The organism is Streptomyces thermospinosisporus (assembly GCF_039526425.1).
Classification (GTDB): domain Bacteria; phylum Actinomycetota; class Actinomycetes; order Streptomycetales; family Streptomycetaceae; genus Streptomyces; species Streptomyces thermocarboxydovorans.
Map to the genome: position 1 here is coordinate 89,983 of NZ_BAAAIZ010000041.1, position 19,230 is coordinate 109,212.

16 protein-coding genes are annotated in these 19,230 nt (G+C 72.8%); 7 read left to right on the forward strand and 9 right to left on the reverse strand.

Annotated features, from left to right (window positions below; all coding sequences use genetic code 11):
• Window positions 1-29 precede the first annotated feature (29 nt).
• On the reverse strand, window positions 30-2,159 hold the full coding sequence (locus tag ABD207_RS15480; RefSeq protein WP_344013399.1) for a 3-hydroxyacyl-CoA dehydrogenase NAD-binding domain-containing protein: 2,130 nt from the start codon (window positions 2,157-2,159) through the stop codon (window positions 30-32).
• Window positions 2,156-3,376, reverse strand: a complete 1,221-nt coding sequence (locus ABD207_RS15485; protein ID WP_343998018.1) for a thiolase family protein — start codon at window positions 3,374-3,376, stop codon at window positions 2,156-2,158. The genes ABD207_RS15480 and ABD207_RS15485 overlap by 4 nt, the downstream gene beginning before the upstream one ends.
• A 216-nt stretch (window positions 3,377-3,592) precedes the next feature.
• On the opposite strand from ABD207_RS15485, the gene ABD207_RS15490 reads away from it, so the two are divergent.
• Entirely contained in the window at window positions 3,593-4,162 is a 570-nt protein-coding gene (locus tag ABD207_RS15490; protein WP_344013401.1) for a PadR family transcriptional regulator, read from the forward strand.
• Between the two features lie 77 nt (window positions 4,163-4,239).
• The gene (locus ABD207_RS15495; RefSeq protein ID WP_344013403.1) at window positions 4,240-5,964 is read left to right on the forward strand and encodes an acyl-CoA dehydrogenase family protein; all 1,725 of its coding nucleotides are present in this window, start codon (window positions 4,240-4,242) and stop codon (window positions 5,962-5,964) included.
• Window positions 5,965-6,065: 101 nt separating this feature from the next.
• Here ABD207_RS15495 and ABD207_RS15500 read toward each other — a convergent pair whose 3' ends face one another.
• From ABD207_RS15500 to ABD207_RS15510, 3 genes are all read right to left on the reverse strand, one after another.
• Window positions 6,066-7,352, reverse strand: coding sequence for a ribonuclease D (locus ABD207_RS15500; protein ID WP_344013404.1), 1,287 nt, complete (start codon window positions 7,350-7,352; stop codon window positions 6,066-6,068).
• A gap of 266 nt (window positions 7,353-7,618) precedes the next feature.
• Window positions 7,619-8,281, reverse strand: a complete 663-nt coding sequence (locus tag ABD207_RS15505; protein ID WP_004923664.1) for a helix-turn-helix transcriptional regulator — start codon at window positions 8,279-8,281, stop codon at window positions 7,619-7,621.
• A gap of 277 nt (window positions 8,282-8,558) precedes the next feature.
• The gene (locus ABD207_RS15510; protein ID WP_425580727.1) at window positions 8,559-9,191 is read right to left on the reverse strand and encodes a DUF3000 domain-containing protein; all 633 of its coding nucleotides are present in this window, start codon (window positions 9,189-9,191) and stop codon (window positions 8,559-8,561) included.
• Window positions 9,192-9,447: 256 nt separating this feature from the next.
• Here ABD207_RS15510 and hemE point away from each other — a divergent pair, with 256 nt between their 5' ends.
• Both hemE and ABD207_RS15520 read left to right on the forward strand, forming a co-directional pair.
• Window positions 9,448-10,515: a uroporphyrinogen decarboxylase gene (gene hemE, locus ABD207_RS15515; protein WP_344013407.1), complete on the forward strand. Its 1,068-nt coding sequence runs from the start codon at window positions 9,448-9,450 to the stop codon at window positions 10,513-10,515.
• A gap of 154 nt (window positions 10,516-10,669) precedes the next feature.
• Window positions 10,670-11,113 carry an EamA family transporter gene (locus tag ABD207_RS15520; protein ID WP_344013618.1) on the forward strand — a complete coding sequence of 148 codons (444 nt, stop codon included), beginning with the start codon at window positions 10,670-10,672 and terminating at the stop codon, window positions 11,111-11,113.
• A 17-nt stretch (window positions 11,114-11,130) separates the two neighbouring features.
• Here ABD207_RS15520 and ABD207_RS15525 read toward each other — a convergent pair whose 3' ends face one another.
• Window positions 11,131-11,952: a rhomboid family intramembrane serine protease gene (locus ABD207_RS15525; protein ID WP_344013409.1), complete on the reverse strand. Its 822-nt coding sequence runs from the start codon at window positions 11,950-11,952 to the stop codon at window positions 11,131-11,133.
• A gap of 117 nt (window positions 11,953-12,069) precedes the next feature.
• On the opposite strand from ABD207_RS15525, the gene ABD207_RS15530 reads away from it, so the two are divergent.
• A complete protein-coding gene (locus ABD207_RS15530; protein ID WP_344013412.1) occupies window positions 12,070-12,378 on the forward strand; it encodes a hypothetical protein in 309 nt (102 codons plus the stop codon).
• Window positions 12,379-12,567: 189 nt separating this feature from the next.
• On the opposite strand, the gene ABD207_RS15535 is transcribed toward ABD207_RS15530, so the two are convergent.
• Together ABD207_RS15535 and ABD207_RS15540 are read right to left on the reverse strand one after the other, a co-directional pair.
• Entirely contained in the window at window positions 12,568-13,977 is a 1,410-nt protein-coding gene (locus ABD207_RS15535; protein ID WP_344013414.1) for an FAD-dependent oxidoreductase, read from the reverse strand.
• A gap of 57 nt (window positions 13,978-14,034) precedes the next feature.
• Window positions 14,035-15,102: a DUF4349 domain-containing protein gene (locus ABD207_RS15540; RefSeq protein WP_344013415.1), complete on the reverse strand. Its 1,068-nt coding sequence runs from the start codon at window positions 15,100-15,102 to the stop codon at window positions 14,035-14,037.
• Window positions 15,103-15,258: 156 nt separating this feature from the next.
• Here ABD207_RS15540 and hemG point away from each other — a divergent pair, with 156 nt between their 5' ends.
• Together hemG and hemQ are read left to right on the forward strand one after the other, a co-directional pair.
• Entirely contained in the window at window positions 15,259-16,788 is a 1,530-nt protein-coding gene (gene hemG, locus ABD207_RS15545; RefSeq protein ID WP_344013418.1) for a protoporphyrinogen oxidase, read from the forward strand.
• Window positions 16,789-16,793: 5 nt separating this feature from the next.
• Complete coding sequence (gene hemQ, locus ABD207_RS15550) at window positions 16,794-17,525, forward strand: hydrogen peroxide-dependent heme synthase (protein ID WP_344013420.1); 732 nt, start codon at window positions 16,794-16,796, stop codon at window positions 17,523-17,525.
• Window positions 17,526-17,605: 80 nt separating this feature from the next.
• Here the strand turns inward: hemQ and ABD207_RS15555 are convergent.
• Window positions 17,606-19,230, reverse strand: a 1,625-nt coding sequence (locus ABD207_RS15555; protein ID WP_344013422.1) for an alpha/beta hydrolase, incomplete at its 5' end; no start/stop codon positions are given.

Below are 19,230 nucleotides of genomic sequence, written 5' to 3' on the forward strand. Positions count from 1 at the left end.
GCGGCCCACCCCCTTCGCAGGGACGGCGGTTACGCCGGGACGCTCGCCACGCCCGGGGCCAGGAACCGCTTGCCGTTGACGCGCTCGGAGACGCCCTCACGGTCCAGGTACGGAGTGATGCCGCCCAGGTGGAACGGCCAGCCGGCGCCGGTGATCAGGCACAGGTCGATGTCCTGCGGCTCGGCGACCACGCCCTCCTCGAGCATGAGGCCGATCTCCTGCGCCACCGCGTCCAGCACGCGGGCGCGCACCTGCTCCTCGGTGAGGACGGTGTCGCCCTGCTTCAGCAGCGCGGCGACCTCCGGGTCCAGCTCCGGCTTGCCGCTGTCGTAGACGTAGAAGCCGCGCTTGCCCGCCTCGACGACCGCCTTGAGGTTCGGGGAGACCTTGAAGCGGTCCGGGAACGCCTTGTTGAGCGTCTCGGAGACGTGCAGACCGATCGCCGGGCCGACCAGCTCCAGCAGCACGAGCGGCGACATCGGCAGGCCCAGCGGCTCGACGGCCTTCTCGGCGGTCTCCACCGGGGTGCCCTCGTCGATGACGTTCTGGATCTCGCCCATGAAGCGGGTCAGGATGCGGTTCACGACGAACGCCGGGGCGTCCTTGACCAGCACCGCGGTCTTCTTCAGCTTCTTGGCGACGGCGAACGCGGTCGCGAGCGACGCGTCGTCGGTCTTCTCACCGCGGACGATCTCAAGCAGCGGCAGCACGGCGACCGGGTTGAAGAAGTGGAAGCCGACGACCCGCTCGGGGTGCTTCAGCTTCGACGCCATCTCCGACACCGACAGCGAGGAGGTGTTGGTGGCGAGGATCGCGTGCTCCGGGGCGACCGCCTCGACCTCGGCGAACACCTGCTGCTTGACGCCCATCTCCTCGAACACGGCCTCGATCACGAAGTCCGCGTCCGCGAAGCCCTCGGCCTTGTCCAGGACACCGGTGACCAGCGCCTTGAGGCGGTTGGCCTTGTCCTGGTTGATGCGGCCCTTGCCGAGCAGCTTGTCGATCTCGGCGTGGACGTAGCCGACGCCCTTGTCGATGCGCTCCTGGTCGATGTCGGTCAGCACGACCGGCACCTCCAGGCGGCGCACGAACAGCAGCGCCAGCTGCGAGGCCATCAGACCGGCGCCGACCACACCGACCTTGGTGACCGGGCGGGCCAGGTTCTTGTCCGGGGCGCCCGCGGGGCGCTTGCCGCGCTTCTGCACCAGGTTGAACGCGTAGATGCCGGCGCGCAGTTCGCCGCCCATGATCAGGTCGGCGAGCGCCTTGTCCTCGGCGTCGTAACCCTGCTGCAGGTCGCCGTTCTTGGCGGCGGCGATGATGTCCAGGGCGCGGTAGGCGGCCGGGGCGGCGCCGTGCACCTTCGAGTCGGCGAAGGCGCGGCCGCGCTCGACGGCCTGGTCCCAGGCCTCGCCGCGGTCGATCACCGGGCGCTCGACCTCGATCTCGCCCTTGAGGACCTTCGCGGTCCAGTTCAGCGACTGCTCGAGGAAGTCCGCGCCCTCGAAGATCGCGTCGGCGATGCCGAGCTCGAAGACCTGCTTGCCCTTGAGCTGCTTGTTCTGGTTGAGGCTGTTCTCGATGATGACCGAGACGGCCTTGTCGGCGCCGATCAGGTTCGGCAGCAGGGTGCAGCCGCCCCAGCCGGGCACCAGGCCGAGGAAGACCTCGGGCAGCGAGAAGGCGGGGATGGCGGCGGACACCGTGCGGTAGGTGCAGTGCAGACCGACCTCGACGCCACCGCCCATGGCGGCGCCGTTGTAGTAGGCGAAGGTCGGCACGGCGAGCTTGGAGAGCCGCTTGAAGACCTCGTGGCCGCCCTTGCCGATGGCCAGCGCGTCCTCGTGCCGCTTCAGCAGCTCGACGCCCTTGAGGTCGGCGCCGACGGCGAAGATGAACGGCTTGCCGGTGATGCCGACGCCGGCGATCTCGCCGTCCGCGGCCTCCTTCTCCACCTGGTCGACGGCGGCGTTGAGGTTCGCCAGCGACTGGGGGCCGAAGGTGGTGGGCTTGGTGTGGTCCAGCCCGTTGTCCAGGGTGATCAGGGCGAAGCGCCCGGCGCCCAGCGGCAGGTCGAAGTGGCGCACGTGCGCCTGGGTGACGACCTCGTCCGGGAACAGCTCGGCCGCACCCTTCAACAGCTCAGCGGTGGTGCTCACTTGTTGCCTCCGTCGAAGTGCGGGTTCTCCCAGATGACCGTCGCGCCCATGCCGAAGCCCACGCACATGGTGGTCAGGCCGTAGCGGACGTGCGGCTGCTCCTCGAACTGGCGGGCCAGCTGCGTCATCAGGCGGACGCCGGAGGAGGCGAGCGGGTGGCCGAAGGCGATGGCGCCGCCGTACTGGTTGACGCGCTCGTCGTCGTCGGCGATGCCGTAGTGGTCGAGGAAGGCCAGCACCTGCACGGCGAAGGCCTCGTTGATCTCGAACAGGCCGATGTCGGAGATGGACAGGCCCGCCTGGGCGAGCGCCTTCTCCGTGGCCGGGATCGGGCCGTAGCCCATGACCTCGGGCTCGACGCCGGCGAAGGCGTAGGAGACCAGGCGCATCTTGACCGGCAGGCCGTGCTCGCGGGCGAAGTCCTCGGAGGCGATGATCGAGGCCGTGGCGCCGTCGTTCAGGCCGGCCGCGTTGCCCGCGGTGACCCGGCCGTGGACGCGGAACGGCGTCTTGAGGTTCGCCAGGTTCTCCAGGGTGGTGCCCGGGCGCATCGGCTCGTCGGCGGTGACCAGGCCCCAGCCGGTCTCGCCGCCCTCGGGGTTGGTGCGGCGCACCGAGATCGGCACCAGGTCGGCCTGGATCTTGCCGTTGGCGTACGCCTTGGCGGCCTTCTCCTGGGAGCGCACCGCGTACTGGTCGGCGCGCAGCTTGGTGATCTGCGGGTACCGGTCGTGCAGGTTCTCCGCGGTCATGCCCATGAACAGGGCGGACTCGTCGACCAGCTTCTCGGAGACGAAGCGCGGGTTGGGGTCCACACCCTCGCCCATCGGGTGGCGGCCCATGTGCTCGACACCGCCGGCGATGGCGACGTCGTACGCCCCGAAGGCGACGGAGCCGGCCACCGTGGTCACGGCGGTCAGGGCACCGGCGCACATGCGGTCGATGGAGTAGCCCGGCACGGACTGCGGCAGACCGGCGAGGATCCCGGCGGTGCGGCCGATGGTCAGGCCCTGGTCACCGATCTGGGTGGTCGCGGCGATGGCGACCTCGTCGATCTCCTTCGGGTCGAGACCGGGGTTGCGGCGCAGCAGCTCCCGGATGGCCTTGACGACGAGGTCGTCGGCACGGGTCTCGTGGTAGATGCCCTTCGGGCCCGCCTTGCCGAACGGGGTGCGGACGCCGTCGACGAAGACGACGTCCCTGACGGTACGAGGCACGATGGCTCTCCTCCAGGTACGGGATGCTGAGCGCTTGCTTAAGCATCATGCTACTTATGAGTAACGTGGCTGCCCACCCCTGGGCGAACGAGCGGCGAAGGTCACACGGAAGCACCGGTTCGGCGGAGTGCCGCCAAGTCCTGGGGTGCGTCGCGGTGAGCCGTGTCTCACCGGGGAAGGCTTGTCTATGCAACGAGTTGCATAGAGCATCGTGGCATGGCCCTCGAACACGCGATCCTCGTCTCCCTGCTGGAGAAGCCGGGCTCCGGCTACGAGCTGTCCCGGCGCTTCGAGCGGTCCATCGGCCACTTCTGGACCGCCACCCACCAGCAGATCTACCGCGTGCTCAAGCGCATGGAGACCGACGGCTGGATCGATGTGCGCGAGGTGCCCCAGGAGGGCCGCCCGGACAAGAAGGAGTACTCCGTCTCCGCCGCCGGACGCGAGGCCCTCGCCCGGTGGCTGCACGAGCCGAGCGAGCCCGAGAGCATCCGGCACGAACTCGCCGTGAAGATCCGCGGCGCCGCCTTCGACGACCCCGCCGCACTGATCGCCGAGGTCGAGCGCCACCGGGCCGCCCACAGCGAACGGCTCGCGCACTACCTGGCCGGCGAACAGCGCGACTTCACCGGCCCCGGCGCACCGGCCGGCACCGACCCCGGCCGGGAGCTCCAGCATGTCGTGCTCCGCGGCGGCATCGCCTACGAGCGCATGACCCTCGCCTGGCTCGACGACGTCCTGGCCACGCTGCGCCGCCTCGGCGACGACCCGGACCCCCGGACCTGACGCCTCACCCGCTCGTCTGCCCGTTCACCTGTTCGTTCACTTCCACCTCGACCCTCACGCCGGAAAGGCGATCGACGATGACGGACCCGCTGCTGTTCAACCCGCGCACCTACGACCCGGCCCACTTCGACCCCGAGACCCGGCGGCTGCTGCGCGCCACGGTCGACTGGTTCGAGGAGCGCGGCAAGCGCAGGCTCATCGAGGACTACCGCTCCCGCGCCTGGCTGGCGGACTTCCTCGCCTTCGCCGCCAAGGAGAACCTCTTCGCCACCTTCCTCACCCCCGCCTCTGCCGCCGGTGAGGGCGACGAGCACAAGCGCTGGGACACCGCCCGGATCGCCGCCCTCAACGAGATACTCGGCTTCTACGGGCTCGACTACTGGTACGCCTGGCAGGTCACCATCCTCGGCCTCGGCCCGGTCTGGCAGAGCGACAACGCAGCCGCCCGCGCCCGCGCCGCCGAACTCCTCGACCAGGGCGAGGTGTTCGCCTTCGGCCTGTCCGAGAAGGCGCACGGCGCCGACATCTACTCCACCGACATGCTCCTCGAGCCCGACGGGCAGGGCGGCTTCACCGCGAACGGCTCCAAGTACTACATCGGCAACGGCAACGCCGCCGGACTGGTCTCCGTCTTCGGCCGCCGCACCGACGTCGAGGGCCCCGACGGCTACGTCTTCTTCGCCGCCGACAGCCGCCACCCCGCGTACCACCTGGTGAAGAACGTCGTCGACTCCTCCAAGTACGTCAGCGAGTTCCGGCTGGAGAACTACCCGGTCCGCGCCGAGGACGTGCTGCACACCGGCCGCGCCGCCTTCGACGCCGCGCTCAACACCGTCAACGTCGGCAAGTTCAACCTGTGCACCGCCTCCATCGGCATCTGCGAGCACGCGATGTACGAGGCGGTCACCCACGCCCACAACCGGATCCTCTACGGCCGCCCCGTCACCGCCTTTCCGCACGTCCGCCGCGAGCTGACCGACGCCTACGTGCGGCTGGTCGGCATGAAGCTGTTCAGCGACCGGGCCGTCGACTACTTCCGCTCCGCCGGCCCCGAGGACCGCCGCTATCTCCTTTTCAACCCGATGACCAAGATGAAGGTCACCACCGAGGGCGAGAAGGTCATCGACCTGATGTGGGACGTCATCGCCGCCAAGGGCTTCGAGAAGGACAACTACTTCGCCCAGGCCGCCGTCGAGATCCGCGGGCTGCCGAAGCTGGAGGGCACGGTCCACGTCAACCTGGCGCTGATCCTCAAGTTCATGCGCAACCACCTGCTGAACCCGGCCGAGTACCCGCCCGTGCCGACCCGCCTGGACGCGGCCGACGACGACTTCCTCTTCCGGCAGGGCCCGGCCCGCGGCCTCGGCTCCATCCGCTTCCACGACTGGCGCACCGCCTTCGACACGTACGCGCACCTGCCCAACGTCGCCCGCTTCCGGGAGCAGGCGGACGCGCTGTGCGAGTTCGTCACCACGGCGGCGCCGGACGAGGAGCAGAGCAAGGACCTGGACCTGCTGCTCGCCGTCGGCCAGCTCTTCGCCCTCGTCGTGCACGCCCAGCTGATCCTCGAGCAGGCGGCCCTGACGTCCCTCGACGAGGACGTCCTCGACGAGCTCTTCGCCGTCCTCATCCGCGACTTCTCCGCGCACGCGGTCGAACTCCACGGCAAGGACTCGGCGACGGAGGCACAGCAGCACTGGGCCCTGGGAGCGGTCCGCCGCCCGGCGGTTGACGAGTCCCGCTCCGCCCGAGTTTGGCAGCGCGTCGAATCCCTGTCGGGGGCGTACGAGATGGCGCCGTGAGGCGGCTTTCCGTCGCACGCCGGGTGCGGGTGCGCGGGGGCTGGTCGCGCAGTTCCCCGCGCCCCTGGGGGTTGGTGCAGTCGCGTCGCCCGTCAGTTGCCCTAGGCGGACTTGGCCAATGCCTCCAGCAGTACCGGGGTGACCAGTTCCACCTGCCACGGACGGGCGCCGTGGGAGGTGAGGGCGGCGGCGACGGAGTCGGCGGTGACGACCGCCGGAGGCTCCCAGCAGACGCGCCGGACCGTGTCCGGGGTGATGAGGTTCTCCTGGGGCATGTTCAGTTGCTCAGCCAACTTGGTGACGCCGGCCTTCGCCGCCGTGAGGCGGGCCGCGGCGGCCGGGTCCTTGTCGGCCCAGGCACGCGGCGGCGGGGGCCCCGTCACCGGCTGCCCCGGCTGCGGCAGCCGGGACTCGCTCAGCGCCCGCGCCCGGTCGACCGCCGCCTGCCACTGCTCCAGCTGGCGGCGGCTCACCCGCTGCCCGAAGCCGTTCAGCGCGGCCAGCGCCCGCGTGTCCGCGGGCATCGCCAGCGCCGCCTCGACGATCGCCGCGTCGGAGAGCACCTTGCCCGGCGAGACGTCCCGGCGCTGGGCGATCCGGTCCCGGGTCAGCCACAGCTCCCGCACCACCGCCATCTGCCGGCGCCGGCGCACCTTGTGCATGCCGGAGGTGCGCCGCCAGGGCTCCTTGCGCGGCTCGGGCGGCGGCGCGGAGGCGATCGCGTCGAATTCCTGCCGGGCCCACTGCAGCTTGCCCTGCCGGTCGAGCTCCTTCTCCAGCGCGTCCCGCAGGTCGACCAGCAGCTCCACGTCGAGCGCGGCGTAGCGCAGCCAGGGCTCGGGGAGCGGCCGGGTGGACCAGTCGACGGCGGAGTGGCCCTTCTCCAGGACGTAGCCGAGCACGTTCTCCACCATGGCGCCGAGGCCGACCCGGGGGAACCCGGCGAGGCGTCCGGCCAGCTCGGTGTCGAAGAGGCGGGTGGGCACCATCCCTATCTCGCGCAGGCAGGGCAGGTCCTGCGTGGCGGCGTGCAGCACCCACTCGGTCCCGGACAGCGCCTCGCCCAGACCGGAGAGGTCGGGGCAGGCGATGGGGTCGATCAGCGCGGTACCGGCGCCCTCGCGGCGCAGCTGCACCAGATAGGCGCGCTGGCCGTAGCGGTAGCCGGAGGCACGCTCCGCGTCGACGGCGACGGGGCCGGTGCCGGAGGCGAAGGCGGCGATCACCTCGGCGAGGCTGGCCTCGTCCGCGATCACCGGCGGAATGCCGTCGCGGGGCTCCAGCAAGGGGATCGGCGCCTCCGTAGCAGAAGATCCGTCCTCGTCCGGAGGAGCGCCTCCGGTGGTTCGCAGTGATGTGTCTGCTGCGGTGTCGTGGGCGTCGGTCACATGTCAAGAGTATCCGGGTCATGAAGCCGCCCGCCGACGGAACGTTCCGTCGACGGGCGGGGGAGGGTCGTATTCCGGTCAGGCCGGAGGACGGACCGGCGGGTGATCCGGCAGATGGCCCGGCGGATGGCCCGGCGGATGGCCCGGCGGATGGCCCGGCGGATGGCCCGGCGGATGGCCCGGCGGATGGCCCGGCGGATGGCCCGGCGCATGGACCGGCAGGTGCCTCGGCAGGGGAAGGGGCAGCGGGAGCGGCACGGCGGCGGTCAGTGGATGATGCCGGTCCGCAGGGCCACCGCGACCATCCCGGCCCGGTCACCCGTGCCGAGCTTGCGGGCGATGCGGGCGAGGTGGCTCTTGACGGTCAGCGCGGACAGGCCCATGGAGACGCCGATCGCCTTGTTCGACTGGCCCTCCGCCACCAGCCGCAGCACCTCGACCTCACGGCCGGACAGCTCGCGGTAGCCGCCCGGGTGGCTCGGGGCACCCGGGGGACGGCGGTGCAGCCGGGCGGCCGCGGCACCGATGGGGGCGGCGCCGGGCCGGGTGGGCAGCCCGAGGTTGGTGCGGGTGCCGGTGACGACGTAGCCCTTCACTCCGCCGGCGAGGGCGTTGCGCACCGCGCCGATGTCGTCGGCGGCGGACAGGGCGAGCCCGTTGGGCCAGCCGGCGGCACGGGTCTCGGACAGCAGGGTGAGGCCGGAACCGTCCGGCAGATGGACTTCGGCGACGCAGATGTCACGCGGGTTGCCGATGCGGGGGCGGGCCTCCGCGACGGACGAGGCCTCGATGACATCGCGCACACCGAGCGCCCAGAGGTGTCGGGTGACGGTGGAGCGGACACGCGGGTCGGCCACGACCACCATGGCGGTCGGCTTGTTCGGGCGGTAGGCGACCAGGCTTGCGGGCTGCTCGAGGAGAACGGACACCAGGCCTCCTGGGGTGCGGGACGGGGCCGGCTCGTGGGGGTGAAGCCGGGACGAACCGTGCTTTCAAGGTCACAGTCGTCTTCGGCAGCAAACCGGGTGTCCTTTAGAGAATGATCACGAATCGGTGAGTAACAATTCGTGCAATTCGGACACGCGATCGATCATTCGAAGATCGAACGGTTTCGGTAGGCGTCGCAACGCTTACGAAAGTGGCCGTATCGACAAAGTGATTCCCCTGAACGGCGGCACAGTGCCCCGACGCCCCGACCACGGCTGCTCAGCGCGACTGCGGCCCCCGGCGCTGCGGCAGCGTCACCACCGACGCGTCCCCCGGACCGGCCGGCGGCAGCCCCGCCACCTGCGCCAGCAGATCGCACCAGGACACCAGGTGAGCGGCCGTGTCCGGCACCCCGCCCAGCCCCTCGCGGGGCGTCCAGGAGGCCCGGATCTCGATCTGCGAGGCCGACGGACGCTCCGCCAGGCCACCGAAGTAGTGCGAGCTGGCCCGCGTCACCGTCCCGCTCGGCTCCCCGTACGCCAGACCGCGCGCCGCCAGCGCCCCGGTCAGCCACGACCAGCACACGTCCGGCAGCAGCGGATCCGCCGCCATCTCCGGCTCCAGCTCCGCCCGCACCAGCGTCACCAGCCGGAACGTGCCCCGCCAGGCGTCGTGCCCGGCCGGGTCGTACAGCAGCACCAGCCGCCCGTCGGCCAGATCCTGGTCGCCGTCGACGACCGCCGCCTCCAGCGCGTACGCGAACGGCGCCAGCCGCTTGGGCGGGCGGGTCGGCTCCACCTCGATCTGCGGCCGCAGCCGCGCGCTCCGCAACGCGTCCACCGCGGCCCGGAAGGGCAACGGGGCCGCACCCCCCTGATCCGGGTCCTCCCCGGTGTCCTTCGGTTCGTCCATTCCGCCAGCGCCGTCCGACAGTCGTCCCTGAGCCGCAGCCATGCGGGGAAGATTAAGCGGAACCGCGCCCCGGTGCAGGGAGGGACACCACCCCTGTCTCCCCATGCTGCCCCGCGGGCCGGGGCCGTGCGCGGGCTGGGGGACGGGCCGGGGCCGTCCGCGAGCCGTCGGAGACGGACGGAGGCCGAGCGCGGGCCGTGGGGGACAGGCCGGGGTCGTCCGGAGGCCGTGCGCGGCCCGTGGGAGACTTGCCGGTGTGAGTGCCAACACCAGCCCGACGGGCCAGCGAGCCAACCCCACGTACGACAGCGCCTTCCTCAAGGCGTGCAGGCGCGAGCCCGTGCCGCACACCCCGGTGTGGTTCATGCGGCAGGCCGGGCGCTCACTGCCGGAGTACCGCAAGGTGCGCCAGGGCATCGGCATGCTGGAGTCCTGCATGCGGCCGGACCTGGTCACCGAGATCACCCTCCAGCCGGTGCGCCGGCACGGCGTCGACGCGGCGATCTACTTCAGCGACATCGTCGTCCCGCTCAAGGCGATCGGCATCGGCCTCGACATCAAGCCGGGCGTCGGCCCGGTCGTCGAGCAGCCGGTGCGCACCCGCGACGACCTGGCCCGCCTGCGCGACCTCACCCCGGAGGACGTCTCCTACGTCACCGAGGCCGTCGGCATGCTCACCCGCGAGCTGGGCTCCACCCCGCTGATCGGTTTCGCCGGCGCCCCCTTCACCCTCGCGAGCTACCTGGTCGAGGGCGGCCCGTCCCGCACCTACGAGAACGCCAAGGCGATGATGTTCGGCGACCCCGAGCTGTGGGCCGACCTGCTGGACCGCCTCGCCGACATCACGGCCGCCTTCCTCAAGGTGCAGATCGAGGCCGGCGCCTCCGCCGTCCAGCTCTTCGACTCCTGGGCCGGCGCGCTCGCTCCCGCCGACTACCGGCGCTCGGTGCTGCCCGCCTCCGCGAAGGTCTTCGAGGCCGTCGCCGGCTACGGCGTCCCGCGCATCCACTTCGGCGTCGGCACCGGCGAGCTGCTGGGCCTGATGGGCGAGGCCGGCGCGGACGTCGTCGGCGTCGACTGGCGCGTCCCGCTGGACGAGGCCGCCCGCCGCGTCGGCCCCGGCAAGGCGCTCCAGGGCAACCTCGACCCGACCGTGCTCTTCGCCGGCCGCGAGGCCGTCGAGGCCAAGGCCCAGGAGGTCCTGGACTCCGCGGCCGGCCTGGAGGGCCACGTCTTCAACCTCGGCCACGGCGTGATGCCGTCCACCGACCCGGACGCCCTGACCCGCCTCGTGGAGTACGTCCACACCCGCACCGCGCGCTGACCACCGGCATGAACCTCTGCTTCTGCCTGGCGATGGCCCGGATGCCGGTCGGAGTGGCCCTGACCGTCGGCATGGCCGGACCGCTCACCGTGGCGGCGCCGGCCTCACGCTGCTGGGCCGGCAGGGCGGCGCAGCCGGCCTCTCCGGACTGCTGATCGCGCTGGTCTGCGCGGTCTTCTGGGGCGCCTACGTGCCCCTGTCGGCGCGGGTCGGCGCCCTGCTGCCCGGCGGGGGAGGGCTCGCGCTCGCGATGGCCTTCGGCACGCTCTGCGTGCTGCCCGCCGGGCTGGTCGAGGGCGGCTCCGCGCTGGCCGACCCGGTGGTGCTCGCCCTCGGGTTCGGCGTGGCGATGCTGTCGTCGCTGGTGCCCTGCACCTGCGAGACGGAGACGTTGCGCCGGGTGTCCGCGCTGGTCTTCGGGGTGCTGCTCAGCGTGGAGCCGGCGATCGGCGCGCTGGTCGCCCTGCTGGTCCTGCACGAGATCATCTCCCCGCTGCAGACGCTGGGCCTGGCGGCCGTCGTCGTCGCGTCCGTCGGAGTCATCCGCGGCACCCGCCGGGCCCCCGCCGAGCCGGAGCCGGTCCGGCCCGGCGGGTGAGACATCCGGGTGACGGGCTACCAGGTCCACCGGGCCTGCCGGCCGTAGAGCGGGTGGTCCGGGGGGTGGGTTGGGGACGTTCCCGGGCGGAGGGGCCAGGCGATCAGCATGCCGGCGGCGAAGCCGGCGACATGGGCCAGGTAGGCCACGGTGCCGGCCGCCGAGACGCCGGCGCCGGAGGAGTACACCGCCTGGAGGACGAACCAGGAGCCCAGCACCAGCCAGGCGGGCAGCCGCAGCGGCAGGAAGATCAGGAAGGGCACCAGCACCCACACCCTGGCCTTCGGATAGAGGACCAGGTAGGCGCCGAGGACCCCGGCGACCGCCCCGGAGGCGCCGATCAGCGGCTCGCCGGAATCCGCGTACACCAGGGCGAAGGCGTAGGTGGCCACGTAACCGCACACCAGGTAGAAGAGCAGGTAGCGGATGTGCCCCATGCGGTCCTCGACGTTGTCGCCGAAGATCCACAGGAAGAGCATGTTGCCCAGCAGGTGCAGCCAGCCGCCGTGCAGGAACATCGCGGTGAGCACGCTCAGCTCGGGCGACTTCTCGTAGCCCGGCGGGGCGACCACACAGCCCGGTCCCTGCGGGCCGACGCCCACGTCGCCCGTCGGCACCAGGCGCGGCCTTTGGTGGTGGATCAGCTCCTGGGGCACCACGGCGTAGCGCTCCAGGAACGCCTGGAGGTCGCAGAGCTGGGCCAGGCTGCTCTCCCCGGTGAGGGAGCCGGCGACGCCCGGCGTGAGGACCAAGAAGACGATGAAGTTCGCGGCGATGAGCGCGTACGTCACCCAGGGGGTGCGGCGCGCGGGGTTCACATCATGGACGGGGATGACCACGAAGTGACTTGTGCCCGGTGCGGGCCCCGGTGAACACCGACGGCCGGCCGTGCGTATCTCACGTCAACCGCCCGCGGCGCGGGGAAGGGGCCGCGGGGCCGACGTGAGGAACAGGCGATGGACGAGCGAGTGACCCCTGCGGTGCAGGCGACGCCGGACGGGGAGGCCGAGCTCAGGCTCGTGGTGCGGCTGCCGTGGGAGGACGTGGCCCGGCTGGGTCAGGAGGCGGGGCGGCTGGCCGCCCAGACCCACCGGGCGGTGACCTTGGACGAGGCGGTGAGCCACCGGCTGCGCTCGATCCGCACCACCGCCGCGCACGCCAAGCCGGCCGGGGAGCAGCCGCCCGCGGCGGTCCCGTCCAGCGGGTCGGTCTCCTCGCTGCCGGGGGCCCGGCAGGCCATCGACCGGGTCAACGGGGCGAGCTGAGGCCCGCGGGCACCGGGTCGACGGGGGCGAGCTGAGCCCTCCCCTGCGGTGCGGGCCCGGGCGGGGTCCGGGGCACACCTCAGTGATGCTGTGTGCACACCTCAGTGATGCTGTGTGCACACCTCAGTGATGCTGGGGGCGCGCCTGGGTGATGCTGGGGGCACGCCTGGGTGATGCTGGGGGCACGCCTCAGCGCTGCTGCTCGACCGCTCGTGACGCCTTGCGGGCTGCCACCAGCACCGGGTCCCAGACCGGGGAGAACGGCGGGGCGTAGCCGAGGTCCAGGGTGGTCATCCGGTCCACCGTCAGGCCCGCGGTGAGGGCGACGGCCGCGATGTCCACCCGCTTGCCCGCGCCCTCCCGGCCGACGATCTGGACGCCCAGCAGCCGTCCGGTGCGGCGCTCGGCCAGCATTTTCACCGTCATGGGGGAGGCGTTCGGGTAGTAGCCCGCCCGGCTGGTCGACTCGATGGTGGCGGTGACGTACTGCAGGCCCGCCCGGCGCGCGTCCTTCTCGCGCAGGCCGGTGCGCGCGATCTCCAGGTCGCAGACCTTGCTGACCGCGGTGCCGACCACGCCGGGGAAGGTGGCGTAGCCGCCGGCCAGATTGGCGCCGATGATCTGGCCCTGTTTGTTGGCGTGGGTGCCGAGCGGGATGTACCGCTCCTGGCCCAGCACCAGGTCCAGCACCTCGACGCAGTCGCCGCCCGCCCAGATGTTCTCGTGCCCGCGGACCCGCATCGACCGGTCGGTGAGCAGCCCGCCGTGAGCGCCGAGCGGAAGCCCGGCCGCGCGAGCCAGGGTGGTCTCGGGGCGTGCGCCGATGCCCAGGACGACCACGTCCGCCGGGAACTCGGCGTCCTCGGTGCCGACCGCGCGCACCCGGCCGTCGTCCCCGGTGAGCACCTTGGTGACCTCCGCGCCGTTCACCATGGTGACGCCCATGCCCTCCATCGCCTCGCGCACCAGGCGCCCCATGTCGGGGTCGAGGGTGGTCATGGGCTCCTCGCCGCGGTGGACGACCGTCACCTCGTAGCCGCGCCGGAGCATGGCCTCGGCCATCTCCACGCCGATGTACCCGGCGCCGACCACCACCGCGCGGCGGCCCCGGGTGCGCGACAGCGTGTCCAGCAGGGCCTGCCCGTCGTCCAGGGTCTGCACGCCGTGCACGCCCGGCGCGTCCATGCCGGGCAGCTCAGGGCGCAGGGGCCGGGCGCCGGTCGCGATCACGAGCTTGTCGTACGACGTCCAGGACTCGGCTCCGGAGCCGGTGTCCCGCGCGCGGACCCGCTGCCGGGCCACGTCGATCTCGGTGACCTCGGTGCGCAGCCGCAGACCGATGCCCCGGGCGCGGTGCTCCTCGGGCGTGCGGGCGATCAGGGCGTCCCGCTCGGGGACGGCCCCGCTCACCCAGTACGGGATGCCGCAGGCCGAGTAGGAGGTGAAGTGGCCGCGTTCGAAGGCCACGATCTCCAGCTCGTCCGGCCCCTTGAGGCGGCGGGCCTGGGACGCCGCGGACATCCCCGCGGCGTCCCCGCCGATCACCACCAGGCGTTCCCTCGCCCTCGCACCGTCCGGCTCGCTCTCGCTCACGCTCATGCGAACACGCTACGGGGGCGGGGCATGCCGGGGACCCGTTCCGTCGCCGTGCTTCGTTCAGTCGCCGTCCTTCTCCGCTTTCGTGCTCGCAGTGCCCTCAGTGCCCTCGGTGCTCTGAGCGCTCTGAGCACTCTGAGCACTCTGGACGCTCTGGGCGCTCCCGGCGGGCATGGAAGGAGCGGCGGGGCCGGCGGGACCGGCGGGGCGCGGGCCGGGGACCGCCGCCGCGGGCGCGGGCTGCGGCAGGCGGGGGCGTACGACCTTCCGCCACAGCAGGATCAGCAGGACGAGCAGCGCGGCGAACGGCAGCACCGCGCCGACGGCCACCACGATCCAGCGCAGCATGGTCACGAACGCGTCCCAGCCGCCCGCGAGCGCGTCCAGGAAGCCGGGATCCTCGTCCTTCTCCTCCGCCTTCTTCACCGGCTTCTCGGACAGGGTGAGGGTGATGGTGGCCAGGCTGGTGCGGTCCTTCAGGGACTTCTGCCGGGCGAGCAGGGCCTCCAGATCGGCCTGCCGGGAGCTCAGTTCGCCCTCCAGGGTGACGACGTCGCTGAGCTTGGTGGCCCGGTCCATCAGCTCGCGGATGCGGGCGACACTGGCGCGCTGCGACTTGATGCGGCTCTCCACGTCGACCACCTGGCCGGAGACGTCCTCGGCCTTCGCCTCGCGCCGCACGAGCCTGCCCGTGCCCTCCAGGTCGGCCAGGACCTCCTCGTACTTCTCGGCGGGTACGCGCAGCACCACCCGTGTGCGGCCGTGGCCCCGCGCGTCCCGGCTGGTGGTCTCGTCGCCGACGTAGCCGCCCGCGTTCTCGGTGGCGGTGCGGGCCTCGGCCAGGGCCGCGCGGGTGTCCTTGACCTGCACGGTGAGCTCGGCGGTGCGGATGACGTGGGCGGCGATCTGCTTCGGGGGCGCCGCCGGGGGTGCGGTCGCCCGCGCCCCGTCCGCGCCGGAGGCGCCCTGCCCGGCGCCCTCCGGCGCCGCCGCGCCCCGGTCGTCCCGCGCTGCGGACTTGCCGCCGCTGTCGTCGTTGGCGCCGGCGCAGCCGGTCAGCGCGAGTGCCGCGGCCAGCAGGACACCGGCCAGGGCGTGGGCCGGTCGTACGGATCGTCGTGTGCGCATGGGCTCGTCCCCTGGGTCGGTGATCACTGACGTCTCTACGACGCCGCCGTGCTGCCGGACGTTCGCGCCGGGCGGTCCCGATGCGGTCACGGTAGGGACTCGGCAGGGCCACATGGCCCTGGCGGCCGGGACCCAGGCGTCTGAGAAGGTGGAGCCATGAACGGATCACCCACCGGCGCCGGCGCGTCCGCCGGCGCGGGGCAGCGGCATGTCGTCGTCCTCGGAGCCGGGATCGCGGGACTGGCGGCCGCGCACCGGCTGCTGCAGCGCGGGGCACGGGTGACGGTGCTGGAGGCCGCGGAGCGGGTGGGCGGCAAGCTGCTGCCCGGCGAGATCGCCGGAGCGCGCGTCGACCTCGGCGCCGAGTCGCTGCTGGCCCGCCGTCCCGAGGCGGTCGGTCTCGCCCGCGAGGTGGGGCTCGCCGGGAACCTCCAGCCCCCGGCGACCGCCACGGCCTCGCTGTGGACCCGCGGCGCCCTGCGCCCCATGCCCAAGGGCCATGTCATGGGCGTCCCCGGCACCGCCTCCGCCCTCGCCGGTGTGCTCTCCGAGGAGGGGCTCGCCCGGATCGAGCGGGACGCCGAGCTGCCGCGCACCGAGGTCGGCGACGACGTGGCGGTGGGCGAGTACGTGGCCGCGCGGGTCGGCCGGGAAGTGGTCGACCGGCTGGTGGAGCCCCTGCTGGGCGGGGTGTACGCGGGCGACGCGTACCGCATCTCGATGCGCTCGGCCGTGCCGCAGCTGTTCGAGGCCGCCCGCACCCACACCTCCCTGACCGAGGCGGTCCGCCGGATCCAGGAGCGGGCGGCCCAGGCGCCCGCCGCCGGCCCGGTGTTCATGGGCATCCGCGGCGGCATCGGCTCCCTGCCGCTCGCGGTGGCCGAGTCCGTGCGGGCCCGCGGCGGACGGATCCTGACCGGGACGCCGGTGACGGAGCTGCGCAGGACACCGCAGCCGGGCCACGGGACGGGGGCGCCCGGCGACACCGGGGACACCCGGCGGTCCGGCGGCTGGCGGATCGTCGCCGGCGGGCGCGAACTGCACGCCGACGCGGTCGTCGTCGCCCTGCCCGCCCCGGCGGCCGCCCGGCTGCTGCGCGCGGAGGCGCCCGGCGCCGCCGCCGAGCTGGACACCGTCGAGTACGCCTCCATGGCGCTGATCACCCTGGCCTACCGCCGCGCGGAGACCGCGCTCCCCGAGGGCAGCGGCTTCCTGGTGCCGCCGGTCGACGGCCGCACCATCAAGGCGGCCACCTTCGCCTCCGGCAAGTGGGGCTGGATCGCCGAGGAGAACCCGGGCCTGGTGGTGGTGCGCACCTCGGTGGGCCGGCACGGCGAGACGGAGATCCTCGGCCGGGACGACACCGAACTGGTGGCCGTCTCCCGGCGCGACCTCGCGGCGGCCACCGGCCTCGACGCCGCCCCCGTCGCCGCCCGCGTCACCCGCTGGCAGGACGGACTTCCCCAGTACCCGGTCGGCCATCACGCCCGCGTCGCCCGCATCCGCGACCACGTCGCGAAGCTCCCCGGCCTGGCCGTGTGCGGCGCGGCCTACGACGGCGTCGGCATCCCCGCCTGCATCGCGAGCGCCTATGCCGCCGCCGACCAGATCCACGGCGACCTGGACGCGGTGCGGGAGCTCACCGCCCACCCGGTGCAGAGCCTTCACGGAGGAGCAGGAGAATAAGGGACATGAGTGACGACGCCACCACCCCCGCCCCCGACCGGATCCCGAACAAGGGCAAGCTGGCCAAGGACCTCAACGAGGTCATCCGCTACACCCTCTGGTCCGTCTTCAAGCTGAAGGACGTGCTGCCGGAGGACCGCGGCGGGTACGCCGAGGAGGTCCAGGAGCTGTTCGACCAGCTCGCCGCCAAGGACATCACGATCCGCGGCACCTACGACGTGTCGGGCCTGCGCGCGGACGCCGACCTCATGATCTGGTGGCACGCGGAGACCTCCGACCTGCTGCAGGAGGCGTACAACCGCTTCCGTCGCACCAAGCTGGGCCGCTCCCTCACGCCGGTCTGGTCCAACATGGCGCTGCACCGCCCGGCCGAGTTCAACCGCTCGCACATCCCGGCGTTCCTCGCCGACGAGACGCCCCGCGCCTACGTCAGCGTCTACCCCTTCGTGCGCTCCTACGACTGGTACCTGCTGCCGGACGAGGACCGCCGCCGCATGCTCGCCGACCACGGCAAGATGGCCCGCGGCTTCCCCGACGTGCGCGCCAACACGGTCGCTTCCTTCAGCCTCGGCGACTACGAGTGGATCCTCGCCTTCGAGGCCGACGAGCTGCACCGCATCGTGGACCTGATGCGTCACCTGCGCGGCTCGGAGGCCCGGATGCACGTCCGCGAGGAGATCCCCTTCTTCACCGGCCGCCGCAAGGACATCGCCGAACTCGTGGCCGATCTGGCCTGACGCACGGGGCGCCGGCCGGTACGGTTCCGCCCCGCGGATCCGTACCGGCCGGCGCTCGCACGTGACGCTCGGGGCGTGGGTCAGGGCAGGGGCCGCACCGGTACGGCCTTCCCGGCCCGGGTGTCCGGCCGCGGCTGACCGGACGCCGCCCTCGGCCGCGGTTCCGGGTGTGCCGCGCAGGAGGCGCTGCGACCCGGCACCCGGCCTTCCAGCAGGTACGCCTCCAAGTGCCCGTTCACGCAGGGGTTCGCCCCGCCCGCGATGCCATGCGTGCCGGCGTCCCGCTCGGTCACCAGCGCCGAGCCCGCGAGCCGGCGGTGCAGCTCCAGGGCCCCGCCGTACGGGGTGGCCGCGTCCCGCTCCGCCGCCAGGATCAGCACCGGCGGCAGCTCACCGGCGCCCGTGTGCACCTCCAACGGCCGCTGCCGCGGCGCCCGCCAGTAGGCGCAGGGCAGATTGATCCACACGTTGTCCCAGGTCTCGAAGGGCGCCCGGCGGGCCAGCCGGGTGTTGTCGCGGTCCCACACCGCCCAGTCGGTGGGCCAGGGCGCGTCGTTGCACTCCACGGCGAGATAGACCGCCCGCGCGTTCTCCTCCTCGGCCGCCGTCTCCGGGTGCTGCTCGGCCTGGTCGATCAGCGGCTGCGGATCGCCCTTCAGATACGCCGACAGGGCGTGCGCGCGATACGGCCAGAAGTCGTCGTAGTACCCGGCCCGCAGCATCGCCGCATGCAGCTGCCCCGGCCCCACCTTCCCGCCGGCCGGTTCCTTGGCCAGCCGGGCGCGCACCTTCTCGTAGGCCCGCTGCACCTTCCGCGGGGTGTCGCCGAGCCCGTAGACCTCGTGGTGACGGGCGGTCCACTCGCGGAAGGCGGCCCAGCGGTCCTCGAACGCGGCCGACTGGTCGAGGTTGTTGCGGTACCAGATCTGCGCCGGGTCCGGGTCGACCGCCGAGTCGAACACCATCCGCCGGACATGACCGGGGAACAGCGTGGCGTACAGCGCCCCGAAGTACGTCCCGTAGGACGCGCCCACGAACGTCAGCCGCCGTTCGCCGAGCGCCGCGCGCAGCACGTCCAGGTCCCGGGCGTTGTTGAGCGAGGTGTACTGCCGCAGCCGGTCTCCGGCCCGCTCGGCGCAGCCCCGCGCATACGCCTTGGCCTCCGCGACGCGCTTCTTCTTGTACGCCGGTGAGGGGTGCACGGGCGCCTGGGTGGGCCCGTCGAAGAACGACTTCGGGTCCTGGCAGGACAGCGGGGCCGAACCGCCCACCCCGCGCGGGGCGTAGCCGACCAGGTCGTAGGCGGCGGCGATGCGTTTCCACTCGGGCAGCAGGCTCACCAGCGGGAAGTGCATGCCGCTCGCGCCCGGCCCGCCCGGGTTGTAGACCAGGGCGCCCTGACGGGGGACCAGATGCTTGCTGTTGGCGGGGTCCTTGCCCGTGGCGCGGACCCGGCTGACGGTCAGCCGGATCTGCTCGCCGTCCGGCCGGGCGTAGTCCAGCGGGACGCGCACGGTGCCGCACTCGATGCTCCCCGGCAGCTCGCCGGCGTCGGGGCACCGGCCGAACGTGATGCCTTCCGAGGCGGCCCGCTGCGCGGCGACCGCCTCGCCGCGCGCCTCGGCCGCGCCGGGGGCCGGAGCCTGCCCGGCGGCCGGTGCCTTCCCGGAGGGCGGGGCCGCGCCGGGAGCGGCAGCGGCGGCGG

Bases quoted from the DNA above. Each gene is read 5' to 3' on its own strand.
- ABD207_RS15490 (WP_344013401.1), top strand. From the start codon at position 3,593: ATGGCCCTCGAACACGCGATCCTCGTCTCCCTGCTGGAGAAGCCGGGC.
- ABD207_RS15495 (WP_344013403.1), top strand. From the start codon at position 4,240: ATGACGGACCCGCTGCTGTTCAACCCGCGCACCTACGACCCGGCCCAC.
- ABD207_RS15510 (WP_425580727.1), bottom strand. From the start codon at position 9,191: ATGGACGAACCGAAGGACACCGGGGAGGACCCGGATCAGGGGGGTGCG.
- ABD207_RS15530 (WP_344013412.1), top strand. From the start codon at position 12,070: ATGGACGAGCGAGTGACCCCTGCGGTGCAGGCGACGCCGGACGGGGAG.
- ABD207_RS15535 (WP_344013414.1), bottom strand. From the start codon at position 13,977: ATGAGCGTGAGCGAGAGCGAGCCGGACGGTGCGAGGGCGAGGGAACGC.
- ABD207_RS15540 (WP_344013415.1), bottom strand. From the start codon at position 15,102: ATGCGCACACGACGATCCGTACGACCGGCCCACGCCCTGGCCGGTGTC.
- hemG (WP_344013418.1), top strand. From the start codon at position 15,259: ATGAACGGATCACCCACCGGCGCCGGCGCGTCCGCCGGCGCGGGGCAG.
- hemQ (WP_344013420.1), top strand. From the start codon at position 16,794: ATGAGTGACGACGCCACCACCCCCGCCCCCGACCGGATCCCGAACAAG.